This window comes from Peribacillus glennii, from assembly GCF_003429105.1.
Classification (GTDB): domain Bacteria; phylum Bacillota; class Bacilli; order Bacillales; family DSM-1321; genus Peribacillus; species Peribacillus glennii.
Map to the genome: position 1 here is coordinate 574693 of NZ_QVTD01000003.1, position 24116 is coordinate 598808.

The 24116-nt window shown below is 41.7% G+C and carries 23 protein-coding genes and 1 pseudogene; 8 read left to right on the plus strand and 16 right to left on the minus strand.

What is annotated here, in order from left to right; genetic code table 11:
- Window positions 1–418 precede the first annotated feature (418 nt).
- The 8 genes and pseudogenes from D0466_RS04255 to D0466_RS04295 all read left to right on the plus strand — a co-directional run bounded on the left by D0466_RS04255 (window position 419) and on the right by D0466_RS04295 (window position 6640).
- Complete coding sequence (locus D0466_RS04255) at window positions 419–1642, plus strand: LLM class flavin-dependent oxidoreductase (protein WP_117321304.1); 1224 nt, start codon at window positions 419–421, stop codon at window positions 1640–1642.
- Window positions 1643–1729: 87 nt separating this feature from the next.
- Window positions 1730–2518: an N-acyl homoserine lactonase family protein gene (locus D0466_RS04260; RefSeq protein ID WP_158555822.1), complete on the plus strand. Its 789-nt coding sequence runs from the start codon at window positions 1730–1732 to the stop codon at window positions 2516–2518.
- A 156-nt stretch (window positions 2519–2674) separates the two neighbouring features.
- Window positions 2675–2989, plus strand: a complete 315-nt coding sequence (locus D0466_RS04265) for a 3,4-dihydroxy-2-butanone-4-phosphate synthase (protein ID WP_117321306.1) — start codon at window positions 2675–2677, stop codon at window positions 2987–2989.
- A 365-nt stretch (window positions 2990–3354) separates the two neighbouring features.
- A complete protein-coding gene (locus tag D0466_RS04275; RefSeq protein ID WP_117321308.1) occupies window positions 3355–3615 on the plus strand; it encodes a hypothetical protein in 261 nt (86 codons plus the stop codon).
- A gap of 37 nt (window positions 3616–3652) precedes the next feature.
- Window positions 3653–4220, plus strand: a pseudogene (locus tag D0466_RS04280) (NADPH-dependent FMN reductase).
- Window positions 4221–4280: 60 nt separating this feature from the next.
- Entirely contained in the window at window positions 4281–4712 is a 432-nt protein-coding gene (locus D0466_RS04285; RefSeq protein ID WP_117321309.1) for a riboflavin kinase, read from the plus strand.
- Between the two features lie 483 nt (window positions 4713–5195).
- Window positions 5196–5951 carry an IclR family transcriptional regulator gene (locus tag D0466_RS04290; protein ID WP_117321310.1) on the plus strand — a complete coding sequence of 252 codons (756 nt, stop codon included), beginning with the start codon at window positions 5196–5198 and terminating at the stop codon, window positions 5949–5951.
- Between the two features lie 119 nt (window positions 5952–6070).
- On the plus strand, window positions 6071–6640 hold the full coding sequence (locus tag D0466_RS04295) for an NUDIX domain-containing protein (RefSeq protein WP_117321311.1): 570 nt from the start codon (window positions 6071–6073) through the stop codon (window positions 6638–6640).
- Between the two features lie 1308 nt (window positions 6641–7948).
- On the opposite strand, the gene npdG is transcribed toward D0466_RS04295, so the two are convergent.
- The 16 genes from npdG to D0466_RS04375 form a co-directional block, all read right to left on the minus strand.
- On the minus strand, window positions 7949–8599 hold the full coding sequence (npdG, locus tag D0466_RS04300; RefSeq protein ID WP_117321312.1) for an NADPH-dependent F420 reductase: 651 nt from the start codon (window positions 8597–8599) through the stop codon (window positions 7949–7951).
- Between the two features lie 70 nt (window positions 8600–8669).
- Window positions 8670–9299: a nucleotidyltransferase family protein gene (locus tag D0466_RS04305; RefSeq protein WP_117321313.1), complete on the minus strand. Its 630-nt coding sequence runs from the start codon at window positions 9297–9299 to the stop codon at window positions 8670–8672.
- Entirely contained in the window at window positions 9274–10320 is a 1047-nt protein-coding gene (locus D0466_RS04310) for an XdhC family protein (RefSeq protein ID WP_117321314.1), read from the minus strand. Before D0466_RS04310 ends, D0466_RS04305 begins: the two co-directional genes overlap by 26 nt.
- Before the next feature lie 26 nt (window positions 10321–10346).
- The gene (locus D0466_RS04315; protein WP_117321315.1) at window positions 10347–11330 is read right to left on the minus strand and encodes a sugar kinase; all 984 of its coding nucleotides are present in this window, start codon (window positions 11328–11330) and stop codon (window positions 10347–10349) included.
- A complete protein-coding gene (locus D0466_RS04320; RefSeq protein ID WP_117321316.1) occupies window positions 11311–11964 on the minus strand; it encodes a bifunctional 4-hydroxy-2-oxoglutarate aldolase/2-dehydro-3-deoxy-phosphogluconate aldolase in 654 nt (217 codons plus the stop codon). The genes D0466_RS04315 and D0466_RS04320 overlap by 20 nt, the downstream gene beginning before the upstream one ends.
- A 31-nt stretch (window positions 11965–11995) precedes the next feature.
- Window positions 11996–12604 carry a flavin reductase family protein gene (locus tag D0466_RS04325; RefSeq protein WP_117321317.1) on the minus strand — a complete coding sequence of 203 codons (609 nt, stop codon included), beginning with the start codon at window positions 12602–12604 and terminating at the stop codon, window positions 11996–11998.
- A gap of 20 nt (window positions 12605–12624) precedes the next feature.
- A complete protein-coding gene (locus D0466_RS04330) occupies window positions 12625–13260 on the minus strand; it encodes a hypothetical protein (protein ID WP_117321318.1) in 636 nt (211 codons plus the stop codon).
- A 25-nt stretch (window positions 13261–13285) separates the two neighbouring features.
- The gene (locus D0466_RS04335) at window positions 13286–14452 is read right to left on the minus strand and encodes a pyridoxal phosphate-dependent aminotransferase (protein WP_117321319.1); all 1167 of its coding nucleotides are present in this window, start codon (window positions 14450–14452) and stop codon (window positions 13286–13288) included.
- Window positions 14453–14496: 44 nt separating this feature from the next.
- A complete protein-coding gene (locus tag D0466_RS04340) occupies window positions 14497–15456 on the minus strand; it encodes an ABC transporter ATP-binding protein (protein WP_325048675.1) in 960 nt (319 codons plus the stop codon).
- Window positions 15440–16429, minus strand: coding sequence for an ABC transporter ATP-binding protein (locus D0466_RS04345; RefSeq protein ID WP_117321321.1), 990 nt, complete (start codon window positions 16427–16429; stop codon window positions 15440–15442). The genes D0466_RS04340 and D0466_RS04345 overlap by 17 nt, the downstream gene beginning before the upstream one ends.
- A 2-nt stretch (window positions 16430–16431) precedes the next feature.
- Window positions 16432–17307, minus strand: a complete 876-nt coding sequence (locus tag D0466_RS04350) for an ABC transporter permease (RefSeq protein ID WP_117321322.1) — start codon at window positions 17305–17307, stop codon at window positions 16432–16434.
- Window positions 17308–17327: 20 nt separating this feature from the next.
- A complete protein-coding gene (locus D0466_RS04355) occupies window positions 17328–18341 on the minus strand; it encodes an ABC transporter permease (RefSeq protein ID WP_158555823.1) in 1014 nt (337 codons plus the stop codon).
- Between the two features lie 68 nt (window positions 18342–18409).
- On the minus strand, window positions 18410–20038 hold the full coding sequence (locus D0466_RS04360; protein ID WP_158555824.1) for an ABC transporter substrate-binding protein: 1629 nt from the start codon (window positions 20036–20038) through the stop codon (window positions 18410–18412).
- A gap of 82 nt (window positions 20039–20120) precedes the next feature.
- Window positions 20121–21692 carry a hydantoinase/oxoprolinase family protein gene (locus tag D0466_RS04365; protein WP_117321325.1) on the minus strand — a complete coding sequence of 524 codons (1572 nt, stop codon included), beginning with the start codon at window positions 21690–21692 and terminating at the stop codon, window positions 20121–20123.
- Entirely contained in the window at window positions 21682–22836 is a 1155-nt protein-coding gene (locus D0466_RS04370) for a DUF917 domain-containing protein (RefSeq protein ID WP_117321326.1), read from the minus strand. Before D0466_RS04370 ends, D0466_RS04365 begins: the two co-directional genes overlap by 11 nt.
- 235 nt (window positions 22837–23071) lie before the next feature.
- On the minus strand, window positions 23072–24097 hold the full coding sequence (locus tag D0466_RS04375) for an LLM class flavin-dependent oxidoreductase (protein ID WP_117321327.1): 1026 nt from the start codon (window positions 24095–24097) through the stop codon (window positions 23072–23074).
- Between the last annotated feature and the right edge of the window lie 19 nt (window positions 24098–24116).

Sequence of the window (24116 nt, forward strand, 5' to 3'; positions counted from 1 at the left end):
TTCAAAATTATCCAGAAATGGATGATAACCAAACGGAACAGAAACCTCTTTGCTTGGTTACTCTCACTTGTTAGCAAGAAATTCAATTCATTCAAATCATAGTATAAAGATTTAATGAAATGCTGCTTGTGTTAAACACCTTGAATCAGTAGTAACTCGACTTCTTTAGATTTTTGTAAATGTTTCCACCTGTTTTTTTGTTCTTTCTTTAGAATCTGCCACATTTTGGACTTTTAGGAGGTGATACTTATGTAATACCTTGAATCATACCTTATGATTCACGAATAGATAGTTTTATATTACCGAAGCCAACTAACAGGTATTTAAGGTATTGCCAACTAAGCTACCAAATAAAAAAACTGCCCTGCTATGTGTTTTACATGTCAAAAAACAATTTTTATTAAGGAGGAATGTATTCATGAAATTCGTATTATTTTATTTGCCTACAGTAGGTACCAGAAAACAAATCGAGTCTGGAATGTTGCCGGGACAAAATACGCAAGCCTATCAATCTATGCTTTATCAGATTACGGAGCAAGTAAAAGCTGCTGACCAGCTTGGTTACTATGCGGCAGCTTTCACAGAACACCATTTCCATATTGAAGGGTTGGAAGTATCCAATAACCCGATCATGTTAAGTTTGTACTTGGGTATGCAAACAAAGAATATTAAACTCGCACAGTTGGCAAATGTACTCCCTTTCCATAATCCTATCCGGGTAGCGGAAGATATTGCTATGCTAGATCAAATGACCAAAGGCCGTGCGGTTTTCGGAATGGCCCGCGGATACCAAAAGAGATGGGCGGATGTTCTCGGCCAAGTATATGGAGTAGGAGCTACATTCTCTGACAAGTCTCAGTCAGACGCGCGAAATAGACAACTATTCGACGAACACTACAAAATTATAAGAAAGGCATGGGCTTCAGAAACTTTCTCACACAAGGGAGACATTTGGACCATCCCGCCGGAAGGACTCGAATTTGCCGCGCATAATGCTGTCCGTGACTATGGCCGGGGAATGGGAGAAGACGGTACTATTAAAGAAATCGGAATTGCCCCTAAGCTTTATCAAAATCGCGAAATAGAAATTTGGCAGCCATTCTCCCACAGTGAAGATACATGGCGTTTCTGTGCTACAGAAAATATCGTACCGTTTATGCTTAACACGGATGATACGCGAATGAAACGACTAATTGACGCTTATCACGAAGAGGCTTTAAAAGTAGGCCGTGAAATTGCTTATGGAGATAGTATTGGTGTTTTCCGTGATGTGCTTGTTGCCAAAACTGATGAAGATGCCCACCGCTTGGCAGCGGATGGAAATGGTTTCGTATGGCCGGCATGGTTTGGTGATTTAGGGTTTAATGAAGCATTACGAAGAGAAGGAGAAACAGGAAAAATCAAAGGGGATTTCAAAGATCTATGTGAACGTGGCTTTGAATTTATAGGAACACCTGATACTGTAAACCGCCAAATCGAACATTTGGTCAAAACACATAATCCTGAATATCTGTTAATGTGGCAATATCCTGGCTTGGTTCCACATGAAGATATGATGCGCCATATGGAAATGTTTGCAACACAAGTAATGCCTAATTGGACCGACTCTAGAGAAACAAAAAGTTCTTCCATCCCTGTTTGATGACTGATTCATGAAAAAGCTTTTATAGTATTAATGGAGAGATATCAGCGAGATAAACTCTGGCTGAATTGTTGGGGAGGTCATTTTATGGCTCAAGGTTTAAAAGTGACTGCAGTTGACTGTGGTCCGTTGAAATTGGATAAAGGGATTTTTGTAACGGGTGCAAGTGGATTGATTTCAGCTCCCTCCACTGTTTGGATCATTGAACATCCCAAAAAAGGATTAATCCTTTTTGATACCGGGATTAACTATAATGTTGCCGATCCTGAAGCGGCAGAAAAACATTGGGGCCCTGGAATGCGTGACGCATTTGGCTGTCAAATGACACGCGAAGATGCTATAGATCGTCAATTAATAAAGCTAGGTTATAAGCTGGATGATGTCAAATACGTTGTCCTTTCCCATATGCACTTAGATCACGCCGGTGGTATGGTCCATTTCCCTAATGCCACTTTTGTTGTGCAAAAAGACGAACTGCGGTATGCCTGGTGGCCAGATTCTTGGACTAGAATTGTATATTGCTTGAATGATTACAAGGAATCAAGAGGATATAATTTCTTGGAACTTGAGGGTGACACCGATTTATTTCATGACGGCACTATTAAATTAATCAGTACACCGGGGCATTCCGCTGGACATCAGGCAATGTTAGTCAGGTTGGAAAACCGCGGACATATATGCCTAGCTGCTGACTCCGCCCACCTAAAAGAAGCGTATCGGAATTCACTTCCAATGCCATATGATTGGAGCACCGAAAAACACCTCTCAACCTACACAAAACTGCGTACGATGGAAAATGCAGGAATACCTATCTACTTAACACATGATCAGAAAGATTTTGATGAGTTCCCAAAGAACGGTGAATGGGCTGATTAATAAAATACTGGCAGACTCTAATAACCACCACAACTTATAAGTCACTAGCGTTGCATTCAAGGTTTTAAAAATATATTGAAAAATTCAATATATTTCGCTTTGATATTATGCAACGCTAGTTTCGATTCTTAAGGAGAGATTCAGTATGTACAATAAATTAATGATTGTGTTAACGCCTTAAAACAGGGTGAGACGGTTATCCTTATTGATGATGTCATTAAAGGGAAAGAAATGGGTTATTTCTATTTATTATCTGAATTTGTTACTCCAGAATCCATTAATTTAATGGTTACTCATGCCAGAGGATTAGTATCGGTTACTATAACAAAGGAAAAAGCCAAAGAACTATCCCTTCCTCTTTTAGGCAGTCTTGACGGAAACCAGCATAAAAATTTTACAGTCTCAATTGATTATGAAAAATGTACTACAGGCATTTCTGCTTTGAACGAAGCCAAACAATTCAAACATTAATTCAAAAAAATTCATCACCTAAAGATTTTACAAAGCCCGGCCACATTTCCGATGATTTCTAGTGAAAGAGGCCTGATCGAGAGCGTAACGATAACTGAGGCAGCTGTTGATTTGGCAAAGTTATTGATTCTACAAGTATTTCAGGTGTTGTTTGCGATGTGTTAAACGACTTACCCGAAGGAATTGGAGGATTATCATCCCGACTAAACCTCAAAATACTCTCAATGCAAGAGTTACTAATACATCAAATGACACAAATCAATATTTTTACTTGTCAATCTGATTTTTGTCTTCGTACGAAATACGGTGATCTTAAAGCTATTACTTAAAAGAACGAGTTAGATGGAAATGAAGTTATTGCCATAATGAAAGATTCAATAAAAAATCCATTATCACTGCGAGTGTCTATCAATACAGGCCATTCAATTGGAGAAGCGCTTAAAGTGAAAAATTTAGAAAAGATTGCTGCGGACGAACCAGGTCTGTGCATATTTTGGAAATTCAGCACTGAAGAATTAGAAAATAGACACCATAGATTATTCGAAGAGTGGAACAATAAATTAGTGGAAAAAATCCTAAAAGATATTAATATCACTGATTCCTTGATTATTACACGTGTTGCATAAGTCATACTGAAAAATTCCTATAAGCGGTTGTATATTAATGAGATTATTAGGGATATCCGGCACTATAACAGGCACCTCCAAAACTTTGGTTATTATCCAGGAAGTATTAGAACAGATACAAAAAGAATACTCTGAAGTGGAAGTTGAACTATTGAATATGGAAGATTACGACGTACAATTTTGTGATGGTCGCGACCCCTCTAGTTACACCGGTGATACCAAGAGGGTAATTGACATTGTTTCATCCGCGGATTTTTATATTATAGGCACACCTATTTTTAATGGATCGATGACCGGAGTCCTGAAAAACTTGTTCGACTTGGTACCAGTTTCTGTATTTAGAAACAAGGTAATGGGCTTTATCGCTACTGGTGGAACTTATCAACATTACTTGGTTATTGAAAATCAATTAAAACCGATTGCTGGCTATTTATTTACGTGCTTTTACCTCACCTAGCTATGTTTATGCCCATAAAGAACATTTTAATAGTAAAAATGAAATTATAGATACGGATATTAAAAAAAGGCTTTTAAACTTTGGAAAGGAAATAGTATTTATGCAAAAGGCTTTAAAAAAGCCATCTAATATTTCTGCATCCATTTAGTGTTAATCAAAAATAAGAATTTCTAGAATACTATTCCCTTCTGACGAGGTGAGTAACAAAATGAAGTCCAAAACAATCCTAGAAATAATTTTCACAGTTGAAGGAAAAGTCATTAATGGAGAAGGCAGAGGTAGCAATATCGGCTTCCCTACCGCGAACATTGATATATCTTCACAGTATTTAGAATCCGGTGTATATGGCGTAAGGGTAGACATCAAAGGATCACGTTATTTTGGAGTAATGAATATTGGAAAAAAACCAACCTTTCATAAAGACTATCAAAAAAATATAGAAATTCATATTTTTGATTTTAATGAATCGATTTATGGTACATCAATATATGCAGAAGCTCTCTTTAAAATTAGGGATGAACAAAAATTCCTATCTGTTGACGAACTAAAATCTCAAATAAATAAAGATATAGCAACCGCCACCTCTATCTTCAAATCAATAACTCAGATTCGAGGTGAAAACAATGTCAGTTTTAGATGAGTCTCTCCATCTACCCAGCCTTTCCTTTGTACGTTTTTGTGAACAAAAATATGGAAATAATAAAGGTGGATATAATACAATTGATTTATGGTTCTTTGATAGAGGATTTATTAACAATGGAATCGTCGAGAAATGATTCTTGCTTTCCTACAATTTCCCTACCGGAAAAATGGGAAAAGAAATAAAATGAAATTTGCCCATAACGGGTTAAAAAAAATTTTCCATGCTTTTGTTCACCAAATTTACAAAGTGCATAACAAATGATCTATCATTGGACGACATAGACTTTTCACATTGTTCTATTTAATAATTTCTTCTGCATAAGCAATAACAATATCGTAATTTATCGTATACAAGAAGCGGAATATTATTAACGCATAAACTTGAAAGTTGGTTATATTACTATTAATTGCTTCAATATGAAGAAGTAGAAATATATTTTATTATATACAAAGGCTATTCTAGATAGAGAAAGGATTACCTATGGAAAATTCAATGCAAACAATAACCAGGGCCATACAAATACTAAAGACGTTTTCTATCAATCAAAAAGAACTTTCCCTGGCCCAACTTCATCATGAACTAGGCCTTTCTAAATCAAGTCTTCAAAGAATTCTAAATACTCTGGTAGTAAATGGCTTCCTGGAAAAAGATAACGAAAAAAAAACTTATAAGTTGGGGTTGGAGCTATATTATCTCGGGAAACTTGTTGAGGAGAATTCCCATTTATTAACGACTGCTAAACCATATCTACAGGCATTGCGAGATAAATTAGGAGAAAATGTATATATAAATATAATTGAAGATAATGAAAGAAAATGTATTGCTTTTGAAGAAGCCAAGCATGCTTTAATGACTATTTCGCATATTGGGCAAACATCCCCTCTATATATGGGAGCTTCAGCGAAATTGTTATTAGCCTACCTCCCTCAAAACGAAATTGAACATTATATCAATCAAACTATCTTGAAACCTGTAACGGAAAAAACCATTATTGATAAGGATCGACTAATTCTGGAACTACAAGATATTAGAGAAAAAGGATATGCTGTGAGTTATGGGGAGTTAGTTTACGGTGTATTTTCGGCAAGTGCACCAATATTTGATAATCGAAATAACGTTATAGCTGGAATCGCTGTATCTGCTCCCTTGGCACGAGTAAATGATTCAATAATTGAAAGTTTTATTACTTCAGTAAAAGAAGTTGCAAATCAAATAAGTGAAGAACTTAGATTTTAAGCATTGATAAATATAAAATATACGACTCATAAAATAACTTAGCTATGAGAACCGTTAAATTTCAGCTCAAAGTTTATACCCATAGAAGGATAATTTTCAATAAGTAAGGAGAATGCATTGTGGGGGTAGCTAATTATTGCTTGGCTTGTGGTACATATTTGGAAACTCGTAACATTAACCAGGTAGATCGGAAGGCATGTCCGGAGTGCGATTTTGTCTTTTGGGGAAACTATAGTATCGGTGTCGGTGCACTAATCATCAAAGACAATAAAATTCTGCTTGTGCGCCGGAGCCAAAATCCAGGAAGAGGATTATGGACGAATCCTGGTGGGTATATTGAACAGTTTGAGCGTATTGAAGAAACAATTAAAAGAGAAGTATTCGAAGAAACTGGAATTAGTTCCAAGGTCAATGGAATAATAGCCCTTGGGGATTTTCCAAAAGATGTCCACAATGTTTACATTGTTTTTTTGATGGACTATTTAGAAGGTGACCCTCGACCTGATAATGTTGAGGTAGATGATGCTGGATTTTATACTTTGGACGAAATGGAATCGATGAATATTAGCGAATTGACTCGCCAACTGGCTACTATTGCCTTTCAGGAGCCTAAATTCGGTTTGATTGCGAATCCAATACCACTTACTACAATACCAGGGTACCGTGTTTTTAATATACACGGCATGTGATTCGGATATTTCTTATTTACTAGTACAATGTATCATTCTCCAATTTTTTTACTTATTCAAAGTATCACTTTGCTCTTTCGTATCTCACAGATTCGAATAATTAACAGCCATGCACAGAGCCCATTTCTTCTGTAGAGTGTTCAATTATTAGAAAGTTTGGGCTTTTCTAAGGAACTCCTCCACTTTAAACTCATGCTTTCCTAACTAGATATGATATCTATTTGATATTCTGACTGATAAATCCAGGGTCTTGCTGCATACTTCTATCAACAGCTTTTCTGCTTTCTCATTTTTTATTAAAATCTGCGGCTTGACAAGCACTAACTTAGCCAAATTTTACTTATATTCAGGTTTCTTTTTATTGAAGTCGATTATTTCCCAAGAGATTTTTTTATCCCCTCCCTACCCCAAGCCAGGTAGCCGGATCCTCATTCTGTATTTCCACTTCTGTTCCAATTTCAACAGTTCTTCTAATGTATTCAATTCCTTCATGAGTTTCCCCTCTTTTCGGGTTTAAAATTTATAAGTTATTGCAGTTCCATTTAGAGGCCAATATAGATTCTTTATCTTCTCCCTCCCACCAGGAGATTTTATTTAAGGTTCCAATTTGAACGAATTAAGCACAAGCGTCTATTAGTGTTCCTAGTTCAAATAATAGAAAGGAGCCATTTCCTAGAAGGAAACAGCTCCGAATTTATTACCTTCGATTTTGGGCCTTAACTTCATGACATTTACCCTTCAAATACTGTTCCCTTAACTAACTGGGAGCTTCCTTTCTTGCATATAGCGTTACACAGGGATTTAATCCCCTTTTTCTACTGGAATAAAATTAAAGGTTACATAACTGTCGACAGATTCCGGTTCTAGTGCCAATGCAATAAAGTTTGCATATTGTTGAGACGTTTCGAACACGTAACTTCCTTTAGCGAAGTTTTGTGCTTTTGTAGATACCGCTGTGGTCACCTAGTTCGTATAATGGCCGTTCTCAAGTTTGGTGGAGACCTTTTTGTCTGTAACTTTATAACTTTCAACCGGCATTGTTGCTGATTTTTCGGCTCTATAATATTTGTTGGGGTGCAGACACAATTCGGGAGTGCATGAAAAACACGCAAACACCCAATTTCTTTATACTTGAATTGTCGAGAAACAAGTAAAAGATTGGGGTTGGATAGCGGCATTTGGAACTTCATTCATGATTTAAAGTCAACCATCCCTTCATTCTATTTTCTCTTAGGATGTAAAAATGTATAAAATAAGTAATGGTGTATGTGTTTGAAAACGAAATGAAACTAATAATCAATTGGATAATTAAATATTTGAAAAATGAACGCCAATGCTCTTTTTCTTATAACGGATATTCATCCCTATTACAAGGGCGGTGATTCTTTCCAGGGTAGACGAAATCTTTAATGGTCCTGCATTTAATCCCCGCAATCCGATATTATTTGCCAGCTCTATCACTTTTTCCTTTGCTGACTTATCATCGCCTGCCACCAAAGTGTCTTCCTCGAGTGCCTTGTTCATGTTTTCAAGCAGATGGGCAGAAATGGTATGGAAGGCAGATATGACTTGGACGTCAGGGCCTACTATACTCTGTAATCTTTCAGCGGCAGACCCCTCTGGTACACTTTCCGTTGTCGGCGGTTTTCCAGGAATTAGTGCCACAGTTGTATCAACAACGATTTTATTGCGCAGCTTTTCTTTTAGCGGTTCAACAATGTCCCTTTGTGAATTAAAAGGGATAGTCATGATCACGATATCCCCTCTTTCAGCTGCGGTTTCATTATCCACACCCTCGATATTGATGTCAGGATACTCCTCTTTAATCTCACGTGTTACTTTAATTGCTTTTTCTGAACTCCTGGATCCAAGAATAATGGGGTAACCCGCCATTCCCAACCGAAGCGCCAATCCCTTTCCTTGATTTCCAGTTCCGCCAATAATACTGATTGTTTCCATACTCTCAACCTCCAAAAAATTATTTAGGATATGTCTTGCCTGATATTTTCACTATGACAGTATTGCTAATTTACAAGGGAAGCGGGGAAATGTTTTTATATTTGGTTAAGTCATCTGGGGTGTCTATGTCTACTCCCCATAATGGGTCTGCAACATCCACAAACTTTGTTTTCTGTGCATGTCTCTTAATGATCGAACGGCCGCCTTCGTCTCCGCTCAAAGCTAGAAATTCATTTGATAATTCAGCGTCAAACAATACCGGGTGGCCAGGAACACCGTCGTACCTGGGGCGTATAATTCTAATTCCATTAGAGCGATTGATCATATAACATTGCATCAGCTTTTCAATCAGCACGGGACGCAAAAAAGGTTGATCTGCCAGAAAAACCAGAAAAGCATCCACTTCATTTTTCATAGACTCGATCCCCAATTTTAGAGATGTAGACATACCCTCTTCATACTTGGGATTTTTTAATAGTTTAATTGGAAGATCCTTAGTAAGCTCCCGAATGGATTGTATATGTTCACCCGTCACAACAACCGTGGAAAAGAAGTTGGATTGAATTGCACAAGCCACAGAATAATAGAATAATGGCTTCCCGTGAAAATCGAGCAATAATTTAGGTTCACCCATTCGTTTCGACAATCCTGCTGCCAGGATGACTGCACCGAACTTAAGCATGGATTTTTGTTCGTCCATGAAGCGACCTGCCACTTTTTCCACTTCGATCCATCATTAATTCAGACAAGATGCTAATTGCTACTTCTTCAATGGTCTCGGCACCCAGATCCAATCCAACAGGTGCATGAATAGGGCCGCTTGATAATGTGGCGCCAATGTTATCAAGCATCTCTTGGGTGCGGGACAATGGACCCAGCACGCCTATATAACGGGGATTACTCCTTAAAGCAAGTTCTAAAGCGGCTTCATCACGACTTTGTTGGTGGTTCATTATCACCCACGCGCTGTCACTGAATGACGAAGCATCTGCGTTGCCAGGTTCAACGACCATATGGGATACATCCGGAAAGCGAAATGGGTTGTTAAAGTCTTTTCGGGGATCCAATATGGTTACATCATATCCCACATTGTGAGCTACCGAAGCCAGGGGGACTGCATCGTGGCCAGCCCCGGAAATGATTAATCGTTCACTCGGTTTCATGGTATCGATTACGAACCTTCTATCTCCATGAACGATTACTTCCGCACGGGTCCGGTCAGTCCGCTCATACGCATGCCTATAGACACTTTCCGGCAACAATTCCAAATCGCCCCAGCCATTCCGGTTCTGATCAAGCAGGATACGAGTCCCTGTAGGAATTTCTAATATCATAGTAAGAGAAATATTTTTTTGTACGAGACCCATTGCATGTTCCCAAAATAAGTCGTCTTGGTTAACCGGAACAATCATGATTTCCAGGGAGCCCTTGCAGCCGATTCCTAAAGACCACATTTCATTTTCACTTAGATCATAATGTTTTGTAACAGGATTATTTTCACGGATTGCTTCCTTTGCCCACTCAAACAGGTCATTTTCCAAACAACCGCCGCTCAGTGAACCAAACATTTGTCCATCGGTTGCCATCATCATTTTTGCACCTGGCTGGCGATAAGCCGAACCGCGAACCTGATTGATCATTAATAATGCCGTTTTTTCCTTACGGTCCCAAGCTTTTTTTATCTGTTTAACCACATCTCGTGCCTCTTGTAAGCGGGACATGAGATTCCCCCCTAACCTGATTTACATTAACGTGAAACTTGTGCTGTTCCGGCAATAAACCTTTCAACTTCCTCAAGGGTGGGAAGTCCTTCCCAGTCCCCCCGGTATTGTGTAACCATGGCTCCTATGGCATTGGCTCTCTCTAAACATTCATAAATTGGCTTCTGATCCAGATACGCTGACAAAAAGCCGGCTGCAAAACCATCCCCAGCCCCGACTGTATCGACTACCTGCTGGACGGGAAATGCTTTCGCTTCAATTTTATGCACATCCCCATCAGCTTTTATATAAGCAACGGATCCCTTTTCTCCTAACTTAATGACAACAATCCTTGGGCCCATTTTCAATATTTTATACGCTATGGAATCGGGGTTTTGTTCCCCGGTTATCAGTTCTCCCTCTTCAATTCCTGGCAAAATAATATCGGAAAGCTTAATAAGTTGGACAAACGTTTCTCTGGCTTTTTCACGATTCCAAAGTTTGTATCGCATATTGGGATCAAATGAAATCATGCTCCCCGCTTGTTTTGCGAGCTTCACCGCCGCGAAGGAAACCTTTTTACACTCTTCGCTTAATGCCGGGGTAATTCCTGTTAAATGAAATGCCTTGACATCTTCAAACATATCCAGTGTTAATTCATTCGAATCCCAAACACTTGCTGCGGAACCTTTCCGATAATAATAAACCGCAGGGTCCATTGCCCCTTTAATTTCTTTAAACATGACGCCAGTGGGATATTCTGGATCACGAACTATATAGGAGAGATCCACACCTTCCCCGGAAAGTGTGGAAAAAATGTAATCCCCAAACGGATCTTTCCCTAAACGGCTGAGCCAGCCCACCTTCTTCCCTAGCCGGGTGAGCCCGATGGAAACATTGGACTCGGCTCCGGCCAATGATTTTGTTAATAATGGGGCATATTGCAGCGACCCATCCTGGCTGGTCTGAAACAGGACCATTGCTTCCCCTAAGGTTAGTATTTCGGGTTTTTTATACCTGGGAAGAGACATGGATGTCACAACCTTCTATCGTGCGTACAAATGCTTCGGCAGACTGGGTCAAAACTTCAAAGTTCCCGTGCCTAATCGCTTCTTTGTTTATTAAACTGCTCCCCACACCTACACCGGCGGCACCAGCTTTAAAGAAGCTACCGAGGTTTTCCACGCTGACTTCCCCAACTGCAACCATTGGGATATGCGCCAATGGGCCTTGTAATTCTTTTAAATAGTTGGAGCCCAGACTGCATATTGGGAAAACCTTGACCATTTTTGCTCCGGCGTTATGAGCCCTGACAACTTCTGTCGGGGTCATGACACCTGGCATAACGTCAATTCCCCGTTCCAATGCGAATTGAATGACTTCCTCGTCAAGATTTGGAGTGATGAAATATTGGGCACCGGCAGCATATGCTTCTTCAGCGATTTTTTTATTCAAAACCGTACCGGCGCCGATTAATAATTTCCCATTAAAGGATTTCACCAAATCTGAAATCATGTCAGTTGCTCCAGGTGTATTCATTGTTACTTCCAGAAGGCGAAGGCCGCCTGAATGTAATGCCTCCGCCGCAGGAATGATACTTGAGCGGTCTATTCCACGGACAATTCCTACCAAACGATGCTCCTTCATCCAATCATAAAATCCCATTGAAGTTTCCCCCTTTATCTTTTCCAGAGTTTTAGCGCTCGTTATATGGAACAAAAATATTATGTAACCCTTCTGGGCCAATAAAAGAATGTACTTGGCCGCCGCGTTCTTTGTACTGGTCTAAATGAATGATAGGCCATGCTTGATTGATTTTAAGTGTCAGGTCCTCCGTAAAATCGTCCTCTTCAAAGGTCACTGTCTTTACATCTCCAATGATCAAGGTATGGTCCCCTGCTTCTATTTCCTTATAAAAGACACATTCCAAGCTAGCCCTGCATTCTGCAATCCCTGGTGTTTTGACAACACGGGATTTTAGGGTTTGAAATCCGGCTGCACGGAATTTATTGACTTCTTTTGGGTGCTGGTATGAACTTTGCACTAGTTTATCCGCTACCTTCATAGTAGGAATATTTAGGACAAACTCCTTTTCTCTAAGGATATTTGTCAGTGTCCTGTTTGGGGGACAATTTACCAAAGCAACACTTACACGGGGCGGGTTGGCGGATACTGGCATGTTCCATCCGAATGGAGCAACATTCGTACTGCCATCATGATTAAGTGTCGTAATCATCGCTGGCCGGCTGGGTTGGAGAAAGGCCCAGCTTTCAGCAATTCTCTCATCGGATAATAGGACCTTCATCAAGGCTGCACCTCCATTATTTATGCTTCAACGTCACGCACCAGATTGCCAACCTTATCACGAAGCATCGCAACGAGTTCATTCATGATTTGCTCACCGTATGGTTCAGCCAAAGCCAACTCGCTCCACTTATCAAGGGATCCAAAATGATCGACACCCGTCAATAGCCAAAGTGACCGCTCGCCAAAACCTAATTGGGATTGCATCACATGTACCGTAAATCCCCGTTCTCTCCAATAAGGAAGGCATTTCTCCACCAGATGGGTCTCTAATTCTCCCGTATTAAGCTTCGAGTTAAACCCCTCAATATGCCACATAGGGTGCGAATCCCATTGTAAAGGCGTTGAACCTGCACCAATTTCCCGTAACATACTGGCTTGCGGTGTTCCATCCACCATGTTGACCAAACGGGTCAGCAGTTCAACTCCCTCCGTTTCTGCTCCAACAATTTCCGGCCAATTATCAAGATCACTGAACGAGGCGGCTTCTGTCGCGAAAAAGAATTCTCCTTGCCCCAATTCATGCTGGGTGACAAAAAAATGTACATTAAACCCGCGGCTGCGAAAGTATGGGAGCATTTTGTCCCGCATAAAAGTTTCCATTTCACCAGGCTTGCCCTTGCTTGCCTGAAACTTCTCAAAATGCCACATTTTCATTTGTATCCCCTCCCCATCGTTTCAATCAAGCTGGACAGTAATCCTTAATCACTACATCATGAATACGCTCCAGGGCTTTTTGCAGCAATTCATCATTTTTGGCATAACAGATACGCAGAAAACCTTCCCCAGCGCTGCCAAAGCCTGATCCAGGCACTGTCATCACCCCGGTCTTTTGCAGCAATTCTGTCGCAATCTCTTGTGAACTCTTGCCAAGGCCTTTGACATTGACAAAAAGATAAAATGCGCCTCCAGGTTTTTCCACTGAGATTCCCGGGATTTTATTCAATCCTTCCACCATCAAGTCACGCCGTGCCCGATACCGTTTCACCATTTCATTAACGGCATCTTGTGGTCCTTCCAAGGCAGTTACAGCAGCCATCTGTGCCATCGTGTTCGCACATGAGGCCATTCCTTCTTGTAATTTCAGGAGCGGTGTGATGACTTTTTCACTTGCTGCTACATACCCCACCCTCCAGCCGCACATCGCATACGACTTGGAAAAACTGTTGACCGTAATGACAAAATCTTTGGTATCAGGTAATGAAGCAGGACTGAAATGCTGGTTCTGATCGTAGATGATTTTTTCATAAACTTCGTCACTAATCAGATACAGTCCGTGTTTTCTGGCCAATTCAACAAATCCCTTAACTGACTCCCGATCAAGTATTGCTCCGGTTGGATTATTCGGAGAGTTGATTAATATGGCCTTTGTTCTCTCTGTGATGGCTTCTTCTACTGCATCGACCTGGAGGGAAAATCCATCCTTTTCAAAGGTTGGAACCCTTACCGGCACGCCGCCCGCCATTAAAATTTGGGTGATGTAATTCGGCCACGTCGGGTCTGCCAGAATCACTTCGTCTCCTGGATTCAGCAAGGTCATCATTAACAGTCCCAGGGCCTCGGTTGCACCGATCGTCACGTCGATTTCAGTTTCTGGATCATAACTTATTCCATTATCCCGTTCCAGCTTTGCGGCAATTGCCTTACGCAAAGGCATAATTCCTGCATTGGCAGAGTAGTAATGGTGACCCTCGAGTGAAGCTTTCACAGCCGATTTCACTATGTATTCAGGGGTTTCAAAATCCGGTGCCCCAATTGTCAGATCATTGACATTTTCCATACCCTGTGCAAGATTGAAAAACTGTCGAATGGCGGAGTTCGGTATCAATATAGCACGTTCAGCTATCATTCTATTTTCCTCCTTATTTCTACTGCAGTAGATTTTCTATAAAATTATGAACTAACCATTTCCTCTACCAAATGACAAGCGACCATACGTTCTCCAGGGAGATGCTGTAATTCCGGCTGCCTTTCTTTACAACGCGGCTCCGCCATTGGGCAGCGGTCTGCCAGAGAACATCCCTTAGGTAAAGATACTGGACTAGGTGTATCTCCAATAAGGCGAATTCTTTCCTTTTTCGTGGTAGGATCTGCTACCGGTATGGCAGAAAGCAAGGCTCGCGTATAAGGATGTTTTGGGTTGGCAAACACTTCCGACACCGGACCTGCCTCTACAATCCGTCCCAGATACATGACCATTACCCGGCTGCAAAGGTGCTTTACTGTGTTCATATCGTGAGTAATCAGTAAATAGGAAGCATTAAGTTCATGCTGAAGCTTCCGCAGCAAATTTATTACCGATAATTTCACAGACATATCCAATGCGGAAGTTGGTTCATCCAGGATTACTAGATCAGGGTCTGTAATAAGCGCCCTTGCAATACCCACCCGTTGGCGCTGGCCCCCGGAGAGCTGGCGTGGATACCGATCCAAATGCTCAGGACCTAATTGAACCTTTTTTAACATTTGGATAATCCTGGACTCAATTTCATCCTTTCCTTTGATCCCTTGCAGGCGTAAGGGTTCTGAAAGTGTGCGTTTCACCGTAAAAAGAGGATTTAAAGACATGGTCGGATCCTGGAATACCATCTGGATTTTACTGCGGTAAGCGCGAAACTGCTTCTCCGGCATACGGCTAATATCTATCCCTTTATAGAGAATCTGCCCCTCTGTAGGATCTGTCAGTCTTAATATAGTACGTGAAGTGGTAGACTTGCCACATCCGCTTTCGCCAACTAAAGCGACTACTTCACCAGGGTGAATCGTTAAAGAAATTCCATTAACAGCGTGTACCGTATCCCTTCCAGAACGGAACCACTTTTTTACATTTTTCACCTCAAGCAATGGTTCCAACTTGATTCCCCTCCTCATACAGATGACACATCACGGTGTGCCCTGCTGCGACTGTTGTAACAGGCGGTTTTTCGGAAAAACATCTTTCATACGCTGCTGGACATCTATTCGCGAATCTGCAGCCTGCTGTTTTGTAATCGATAGGAGGCGGTGCGATTTCCTCCATGTTTAGATCTCCATTTGATTTCTGGTCCAACTTTAGCAGTGAACCTAGAAGGTGTTTGGAGTAGGGATGCTTTTGCTCACGAAAGATCTTATCTATTTCTGCCATTTCTACAATATGGCCGCCATACATGACAGCAACCCGGTCACAGGTTTCAGCTACTACTCCTAAGTCGTGGGTAATGAGGAGGACTGACATGCCAATTTCTTTCTGCAGTTCCTTGATCAAATCAAATACTTGTGCTTCTATCGTTACATCCAAACCTGTTGTTGGCTCGTCAGCAATAAGCAAGTCTGGATTACAGGCAAGAGCCATCGCAATCATAACCCGCTGACACATTCCGCCCGATAGTTCATGAGGATAAGCCTCGTACCTGGCTTCTGGATCTGGAATACCGACTAACTTCAACATCTTCAGAGCTTCGGATTTAGCTTTGGATTTTTTGTATTTAGAGTGTATTCTGTAAGCTCTCGCGATTTGATCCCCGACCTTCATCAAAGGGTTGAGACTGCTTCTTGGGTTCTGGAAAATCATCGAGATTTTACTGCCCCGGATTGCCTGCAGCTCAGACTCGGGCTTTGTTAATAAGTCCTCTTCGTGAAAGAGGATTTGCCCGGTTTCAATGTCAGCCGGCTGCCGGGTCAAACGTAGGACAGCAGTAGCCGTTACCGTTTTACCAGATCCGCTCTCCCCCACTAACCCAATAACTTCGTTACGCCGAATCGAAAAAGAGATATCATCCACCACCCGATTGGTCTTATCATCCTGCGGGAATGTGACACTGAGCCCTTTTACAGCTAGTAACTCCATGATTAATCCTCCTTTAATTGACGGACTCCGATTGCAATGAGGTTAAAAGTCATTACCGTCACTATCACTGCAATGCCAGGAAAGAAAGCTGTCCACCATTCACCAGAAAAAATATCCCGGACACCATTGCCGATCATTACGCCCCATTCAGCCGTTGGCGCCTGTATACCTAAACCCAGGAAACTTAATCCTGCTGCATCCAATATTGCCCACCCCATCGTTAGGGTACATTGGGCCACTGCAGGTCCAATTGCATTTGGCAAAAGATGAACCAGCATGATTTTTACCTTTGAAGTACCCATACATCGGGCTGCATCCGCAAACTCTGCATTTCGCAATTTGAGCATTTCTGCACGGGTAAGCCGGATAAAATAAGGCATATAGGCTACGCTAAGTGCGATAATGACATTTTGTAGATTGTTTCCGAGCATAGCAGTGACACCCATGGCAAGAATGAAGGCTGGAAAAGAAAGCAATACATCCACTAATCTGGAAATAACCATATCTACCCAACCCCCATAAAACCCCGCAAATGAACCAACTATTGAACCAACGACAAAAGCAAGTGCAGTAACGGACACTGCTATAAATAAATCCAATCGTGCAGCGTGGATAACCCGGGTAATTATGTCACGTCCGAATTCATCCGTTCCAAACAAATGTGCCAATGAAGGTGCCATATACTGGTCCCCTGGGCTGGTCTCATATGGAGAGTGCTGGGTCAGTAACGGCCCAAGAATGGCAACCAACACTAAAAAGATTAGAAGAATTAGACCAGTAGTGAGGCTGACATTATGTTTGAAAAGACGAGTGAAGCGAAACCGCTTGTCATTCCGCAATGCCGGCGTTACCTCTGCTGTTTCAGTTGAAATATTCATAAGAAAGTCCCCTCCTCTGGTCAATCAAGGCTAATTCGCGGATCCACTAGGACATAAAGAAGATCGACCACCAAATTAATAAAGACATATGTAACGGAAATGATCAGAACAACCCCCTGGATTGAATTAAAATCATTCGAAAGCAAGGCGTTCCACACATAGATTCCAATCCCGGGCCAGGAGTATATCATTTCAATTAATACGCTGCCTGCCATTAGATATCCCAGTACAATACCCAGTGTAGTAAGTACAGGTATTAATGCATTTCTAAGTGCATCTTTAATTACATACTCTCTGACGGACACTCCCATTGCCCGGGCAGATTGGATAAAATCCGCTTGAAGTACTTGGCTCATTGAATCCCGTGCCATTTTTGCAATTGGCGCTATCGTAACAAACGCCAGCGTAACCCCTGGTAAAATCAACTGGAGAAGCGATGATTTTAAAGCGATAAAGTCTCCTGAGAGCAGACTGTCAACGGTGAATAAACCCGTTACATGTGTAGGAGGGACTGTAAAGTCATCAAGCCGCCCTGTTGGGGGAGGGGTAAGATTAAACTTGTAATAGAAAACATAAATTAACATCAACCCCAACCAGAAAACAGGAGTTGAAACACCCAGAATGGTAACGCCCTGTAAAAAACGATCGGTCCATCCTTTTCGAAGGGCGGCAAAAACACCTAGGGGAATTCCCACCAAAATCGCGATAATGAGGCTGAAAACTGCCAGTTCGACTGTTGCTGGAATGCGCTGGGCTAAATCCTTGTTCACAGGCTGCCCAGTTGTCCAGCTCTCCCCAAGGTCACCTTGAACAACTTGGCCAAGATAATTTCCATACTGAACCACTAAGGGTTTATCAAGTCCCATTTCCTTTTCCAATGCTTCCAGGGCAGCTTTATCTGCAAAACTGCCTAACTTCACTAAAGCAGGGTTTCCCGGCAGAACATGTGTCAAGAAGAAAACCAGGGTAAGTGCTCCAAAAATAGTAATCGCAGCCAATAACATTCGTTTTGTAAAATACCTTAAAAATACCACGGTCATGACCCCTTTCTTAGGTATGGGAAAGTTAGGTGCATGCCGGCACCTGACTTTCCCCTTCTTTCCTATTTGTACAGGGTATGGAATCGTAAATGCTGGTCAGGCCAACGGTTCATGCCCTTAATGTCCTTGTTTGCCGCTACCACATAATTTCGCTGGTAGAGGAAGGCGATTGGTGCATCTTCCGCAATCATTTGTTGAATTTTATGGGAAATTGCTTCACGTTTGCTTTCATCCAGTTCATGCATGCCTTGCTTGATTAACGCGTCTACCTCTGGGTTCTTATACTTGGCCATATTGGTAAATGCATTGCTGGAATTAAACATCCAGAACATCTGGAAGAATGGATCGTTTACCCAGGAAAACCAGTACTCAATAAACATTGGCATTTTGTTTCCGCTCTGCTGATTTTCCCGGTATGCTGCATCAGACACCTGGTTAATATTAACCTCGACACCAATTTTCGCTAGGGAATCTTTAATCCAAACTGCCACTTGCTGATCTTCGGTACGGCTTGAATTGACGTAAAGGTCTGTTTCGAACCCTTCAACCCCAGCCTTTTTTAACAGTTCTTTTGCCTTTTCAATATCAGCTGCTTCTTTTTCTATCACGTCTATATGTGTTGGCATTCCTTCAGGAACAGGGCTGGTCAATGGCTGTGCAAAGCCATATAAAACGTTTTTAATTAAATTATTGCTGTCAATGGCTAAATTTACAGCTTGGCGTACCTTAGGATCGTTAAACGGTTTCGTTTGGTTGTTCATTACCAAATAATTCGTGTTAGTGGATGGAAAATCATAAACTTTGATGTTGGCATCTTCTTTTAGCTCAGCAAGGTTTTTGGGCGGTAAACCAATTGCCACATCTACAGCTTTCTGCTTTAGAAGCGCTAAACGTTGTTTGGCATCCGGAACTACTTTTACCAAAACACCATCATTCTTCAACTTTTCTTTGTTCCAGTATTTAGCTGCTGGACTTAGACGATATTCGACCCCTTGAGTCCATTTAGAAAGTTCATATGGTCCAGTCCCCAGGATATTTTTCTTATACCAGCCTGCCGCAAAAGGATCATCACTTGTAGCATTCTTTTCTGTAACCTCCGGATTCATTACTACGTTTAAAGCTAAAGGCAGAACTTTCTCAGTCATCGGAGTTCCTTCTTTTAGGGTGATTTCCACACTGTCCCCTGCTACCTTTACCTGCTTTGCGTCAGTTAAGGAAATGATATTCCACAGCAAAGCTGAGTAAAATTGTGGATCCAGTCCGCGTTTGATAGAAAAAGCGACAGTCTCTGCAGTAACCGGATCACCATTTGTAAAAGTGGCTCCAGATTTAACTTTTAAGCTAACAACCTTACCATCTTCAGAAATCGTGTATTCTGCAAGATTGGGAATTACTTTTTCTGTATTGGCGATAATTGTTCCATCGCTGTTTGTGGTAGTCTCAACATCGACTAAAGTTTCATATGTTGCATCAACTACCATCTGTGCAGCATCGGACTTGAAAGCAAAAGGATCAAGATTATCGATATCTGAATCCATTGTTACCCGGACCACTTCTTTTTTATTACCTGATTCATCAGCTGAGTTTTTGCCATTATTACTATTTGCGTTGTTGGAACATGCCACTAATAGAGCTGCAATCATTACGACTATAAGAAGATTGCCTTTAAATCTGCTAAATAACCTTTTCATGAAAAATTCCTCCTCTAATCCATTTTTCATACCCAATTTTTCTTATAATTCTGAAATCAAAGAATAAAAAACGTTCAATTGTTTAGTTCCTGAGTGTTCCAGCGGCCTTTGCCCTTATACGAAGTGCACTGCTTGATAAATAGGCAAGCGGGACCTCTTCAAAGTCTACGATAGATATAGAATCAGATTCGGCTCCTGCATTCATAGCCATTCGAATGGCTGTTTCTTTGGCTTCCTCAACAGCCTGATGGCGTGTTGATTTTTCCAGGCTCCACATGCGGTCTACCTCACCGGAAACTTGTGCGATTGCAGCTCCAATCGCATTGGCGTATTGATAATGAGGCGGGCGGATGATTTCAGAGGTTCCAGCAAGCTTATCAGGTATTAGAATGCCGCCGCCGCCAACCAGTACTGTTGGAAGATCTTTATCGCTGGTTTTCATTCTATCGATAGAGGCCTCAATTGTCTTACGAATTCGATCATTTACTCTGGAAACTACTGTTTCTGGTATATGTATCAGGCGTTCGACATTGTATGCTGGATGGTTGATTCTTCCAGAATCGGTGCGGGCTATTACATCGGTGGTGGTAAGCGTATCACCGCCAAAACCTATTGCTTTTTCCACTAGACGGTAACCGACACTGTCAGGTCCAATTTCAACATCTCCATTTTCAACACGGACAACACTGCCGCCGCCTAAGCCAACAGCAAGGATATCTGGCATCCGGAAATTTGTCCTGACACCGCCTATTTCTACTGCAATTCCCGATGTCCTGGGAAATCCATTGCTAAGGACACCAACATCGGTGGTAGTGCCGCCCACATCAACTACAAGACAATCCCTAAGACCGCTCAGGAATGCGGCTCCTCTAATACTATTAGTTGGTCCAGATCCAATCGTCAGCACCGGAAATTTACGTACATATTCCAAATCCATTAAGGTACCATCATTTTGCGCGAAGAAAATCCTGGGATTCATACCGCGCTCCTGTAGAGCCTTTTCTAGTCCACCTGCTGCAAGAGAAGCCACTTTAACTAATGCAGCATTCAAACCTGCTGAATTCTCTCGTTCTAATAATCCAATTGAACCTATTTCGTGAGACATTGTTATTGGAACTTCAGTACCAAGAGCCGCACGTAACCGCTCAGCCAAATACTTTTCCTGGTCAGCCCGTACAGGGGAGAACACTCCGCTGATGGCAACTGCTTCCACACCTTCTGCCTTAAAACTGCGTATAACTTCATTTATTTCATACTCATTAAGATCTTCGCTAATTAGGGACCCGTCATATTCATATCCACCATGAATTTCAAAGCATAACTCTCCAACAGTCTCTCTTAAATCCTGCGGCCAGGTATACATCGGAGTGATCGAACTGGCAGCCGGAAGTGAAATTCTCACCATTCCCACTCTCGAAAGATTCTTCCTTTCCACTAATGCGTTCGTGCATGCCGTAGTCCCCAGCATTGTATATTCTACCTTGCTTGCCTCCACATTCGCCTGGCGCAGCACCTCTTCAATTGCGTTGAAAATTCCAGTACCAATATCCTTAGTAGTCGGAGTTTTAATACCACCTAAGAGGTTATTATGGTTATCAAGGATAACCGCATCCGTATTCGTTCCTCCTACATCGATGCCAATCTTATAGCTCAAGAGGTTCAGCCTCCTCTGAAACTTTGAATTTTTGTTTATAATATTCAGGGTGAATTTCTTCTAATAGCCGATAATCGACATCATATCCGAAGTAACGAGGGCCCCATACTTCCAGCGCCTGTGGTGTGCGCATGATTTCCGGTGTTGGAATTGCCAGTGCTGTCACCCGGGATCCATATTTGATGGCCTCAGTGGTGATCGGCAAGCCAGTTTCAAGGTCCAGCAGCGTAATTAAATCCGGCACCATGGCTACAACCTCTCCATCCATCCTTGCAATCAAATTTTCATTTTGAAAATCAACCTCAAGTGTACTGCCCTGGTATTTGTCAAATCCCTGGACTTGAATCATACCCCGGACAAAACCGTCTCTCGTTTGACGATCCACTCCTGTAACTTTCCCCTGGAAAAGTACCATTGCAGGTCCATAGATTGAATTGGTTGTAACGTCAATGATCGCCTCAATCGGATTCTCCTTGTGCATTCGCGCCTCACGGATTGCCTTTCCAATGCGGATAGCCAATGAAAGTGTTCCTGTAATGGCAACCTCTTTAACCTGTTTACCGGTCATCGGATATTCAGCCAAGTGAGAGGTTGCCCCCATTTTCACTGTGATAGCGCGGGCAAACCGCTCGAGGCTCAAATTGTCTTTTGTATTCAAAATACAATGGTCTCCAAGCTCATTATGAATAACCATCGGTGAACCCTTGATACCGTAAATATGAAAAGTCTCCATTTGAAGCTCTGGGAATGCCCGCCCCATACCGTCAGCATCAACTACTGGTATCCCGGCATGGGCAGCCACTACAAAAGGTATAGTAGAATTCCCTCCGCCACACTCGATCGGCATGGTTGCATATGCACTCTTTCCTAAATATTTCTCTAAAGCTCGAAGTGCATTGTACCCCTCCATCCCATTTGGGATTTTCTCAATGCTAACTGTAGGGGCACCCATGGCCGCAGTCGGAATAATCAATGCCTCATCCGGTAATTCATGAGGTGCCAGCAAAGTGATTGGACCAAATTTTCGTATCGCGATTTGTACCATTAGTTTCCCTATGTAAGGATCCCCGCCTCCGCCAGTACCAAGGATGGCTGCTCCAATGGCTAAATCTTCAATCTCTTGTTCTCCAATTAATGTAGCCAACAGTACATTCTCCCCTCTTAACTTTTTTACAATTTTAAATATTTAGTTATTTCATAATGCAAGTTGTGTGCCAAATTGTATATTAGGCAGGGGTTATTTTTTATTCTTAGAAACTGTTTTTAAGAAATAGATTTTAGTAATTTTATGTAAACATGCAACTAAATGTATAAGAAAAGATGAGAAAAGCAGTTAATTCTCATCTTCTTTTCTCATTTACTTTTCTCAATCTCTTTTCTCACCGTTTCCCATATTCAAAACGAAAGTTAGGAATCACTTTCTCAGCAAAAAGTTCGATTGCCTGTTCAGATGACATATCAGCGAAAGACCATGGATGAATGGCAACCTGTTGGATTCCGATCGATTTCAATTCATTAATTTGTTCAGCGATTTCTTCAGGAGATCCAGCCAGAGAAAACTTTCTCACTAATTCATCTGGAACCAATTTGCCTACCTCACCGGCAGCCTCTGGCGATAAATGATAGTCAAAGTTTAAATTTTCCTTCAATTCAGAAGGAAGCTCAATGCCCAACTTATCATGAAAGGCTTTGGTTCCCCAGAGCACGAAAGCTACCATCCAACGGGCATTATCACGGGCTACTTTACCATCCGGGTGAATGAAAGTCTGTAGCCACACAGTCTTATGTAAATCTTGAAGTGAACGGCCGGACTCCTTAGCTCCTCCTTCAACTTGCTGTAAGCCCCATTGAACAACATCTGGAGAAGCATAATCTCCCAAAATTACTCCATCAGCGACCCTCCCGGCTGTTTTCAATACTAAAGGCGCAGCTCCTGCAATTAAGATAGGGATATCTGGTCTTAACGGAGTGAAATCCAATTTAGCCCCTTTAACTTGGATAATTTCTCCTTCAACCGTTACTCGTTCCCCCTTTAAAAGCGGACGAATGATATTTACGGCCTCACGCAATGCACGAGCCGGTTTCTCACGTTTGATCCCCATCTCAGCAAAACCGCTGACCCCGGCTCCGTAACCTAAATGCATCCTGCCGTCCGAGATTTCGTCAACACTTGCTAACGCTGCCGCTGTCATGGCAGGGTGGCGCGAATATGGATCTGTAACAGCTGTCCCTAACTTCACTCGAGTTGTATTTTGTGCAATTACAGCTAATTGAGAATAACATTCCCTGTAAAAACGTTCATCAGGCATCCAAATCTGATCATATCCTTTTTCCTCAACTCGTTGTGCCAAGGAAATCAATGTTTTATAATTGTATTTGCCTAAAAGGCCAACTCCAAATTCCATTTGCAATTCTCCTCCTTTT

Coding starts and splice junctions, on each gene's coding strand:
- D0466_RS04360 (WP_158555824.1), bottom strand. CDS start 20,038: ATGAAAAGGTTATTTAGCAGATTTAAAGGCAATCTTCTTATAGTCGTA.
- D0466_RS04330 (WP_117321318.1), bottom strand. CDS start 13,260: ATGAAAATGTGGCATTTTGAGAAGTTTCAGGCAAGCAAGGGCAAGCCT.
- D0466_RS04375 (WP_117321327.1), bottom strand. CDS start 24,097: ATGGAATTTGGAGTTGGCCTTTTAGGCAAATACAATTATAAAACATTG.
- D0466_RS04335 (WP_117321319.1), bottom strand. CDS start 14,452: ATGATAGCTGAACGTGCTATATTGATACCGAACTCCGCCATTCGACAG.
- D0466_RS04275 (WP_117321308.1), top strand. CDS start 3,355: ATGAAAGATTCAATAAAAAATCCATTATCACTGCGAGTGTCTATCAAT.
- D0466_RS04255 (WP_117321304.1), top strand. CDS start 419: ATGAAATTCGTATTATTTTATTTGCCTACAGTAGGTACCAGAAAACAA.
- D0466_RS04325 (WP_117321317.1), bottom strand. CDS start 12,604: ATGAAGGTCCTATTATCCGATGAGAGAATTGCTGAAAGCTGGGCCTTT.
- D0466_RS04320 (WP_117321316.1), bottom strand. CDS start 11,964: ATGGGATTTTATGATTGGATGAAGGAGCATCGTTTGGTAGGAATTGTC.
- D0466_RS04305 (WP_117321313.1), bottom strand. CDS start 9,299: ATGGACGAACAAAAATCCATGCTTAAGTTCGGTGCAGTCATCCTGGCA.
- D0466_RS04260 (WP_158555822.1), top strand. CDS start 1,730: ATGGCTCAAGGTTTAAAAGTGACTGCAGTTGACTGTGGTCCGTTGAAA.
- D0466_RS04350 (WP_117321322.1), bottom strand. CDS start 17,307: ATGAATATTTCAACTGAAACAGCAGAGGTAACGCCGGCATTGCGGAAT.
- D0466_RS04310 (WP_117321314.1), bottom strand. CDS start 10,320: ATGTCCCGCTTACAAGAGGCACGAGATGTGGTTAAACAGATAAAAAAA.
- D0466_RS04345 (WP_117321321.1), bottom strand. CDS start 16,429: ATGGAGTTACTAGCTGTAAAAGGGCTCAGTGTCACATTCCCGCAGGAT.
- D0466_RS04285 (WP_117321309.1), top strand. CDS start 4,281: ATGAAGTCCAAAACAATCCTAGAAATAATTTTCACAGTTGAAGGAAAA.
- npdG (WP_117321312.1), bottom strand. CDS start 8,599: ATGGAAACAATCAGTATTATTGGCGGAACTGGAAATCAAGGAAAGGGA.
- D0466_RS04290 (WP_117321310.1), top strand. CDS start 5,196: ATGGAAAATTCAATGCAAACAATAACCAGGGCCATACAAATACTAAAG.
- D0466_RS04315 (WP_117321315.1), bottom strand. CDS start 11,330: ATGTCTCTTCCCAGGTATAAAAAACCCGAAATACTAACCTTAGGGGAA.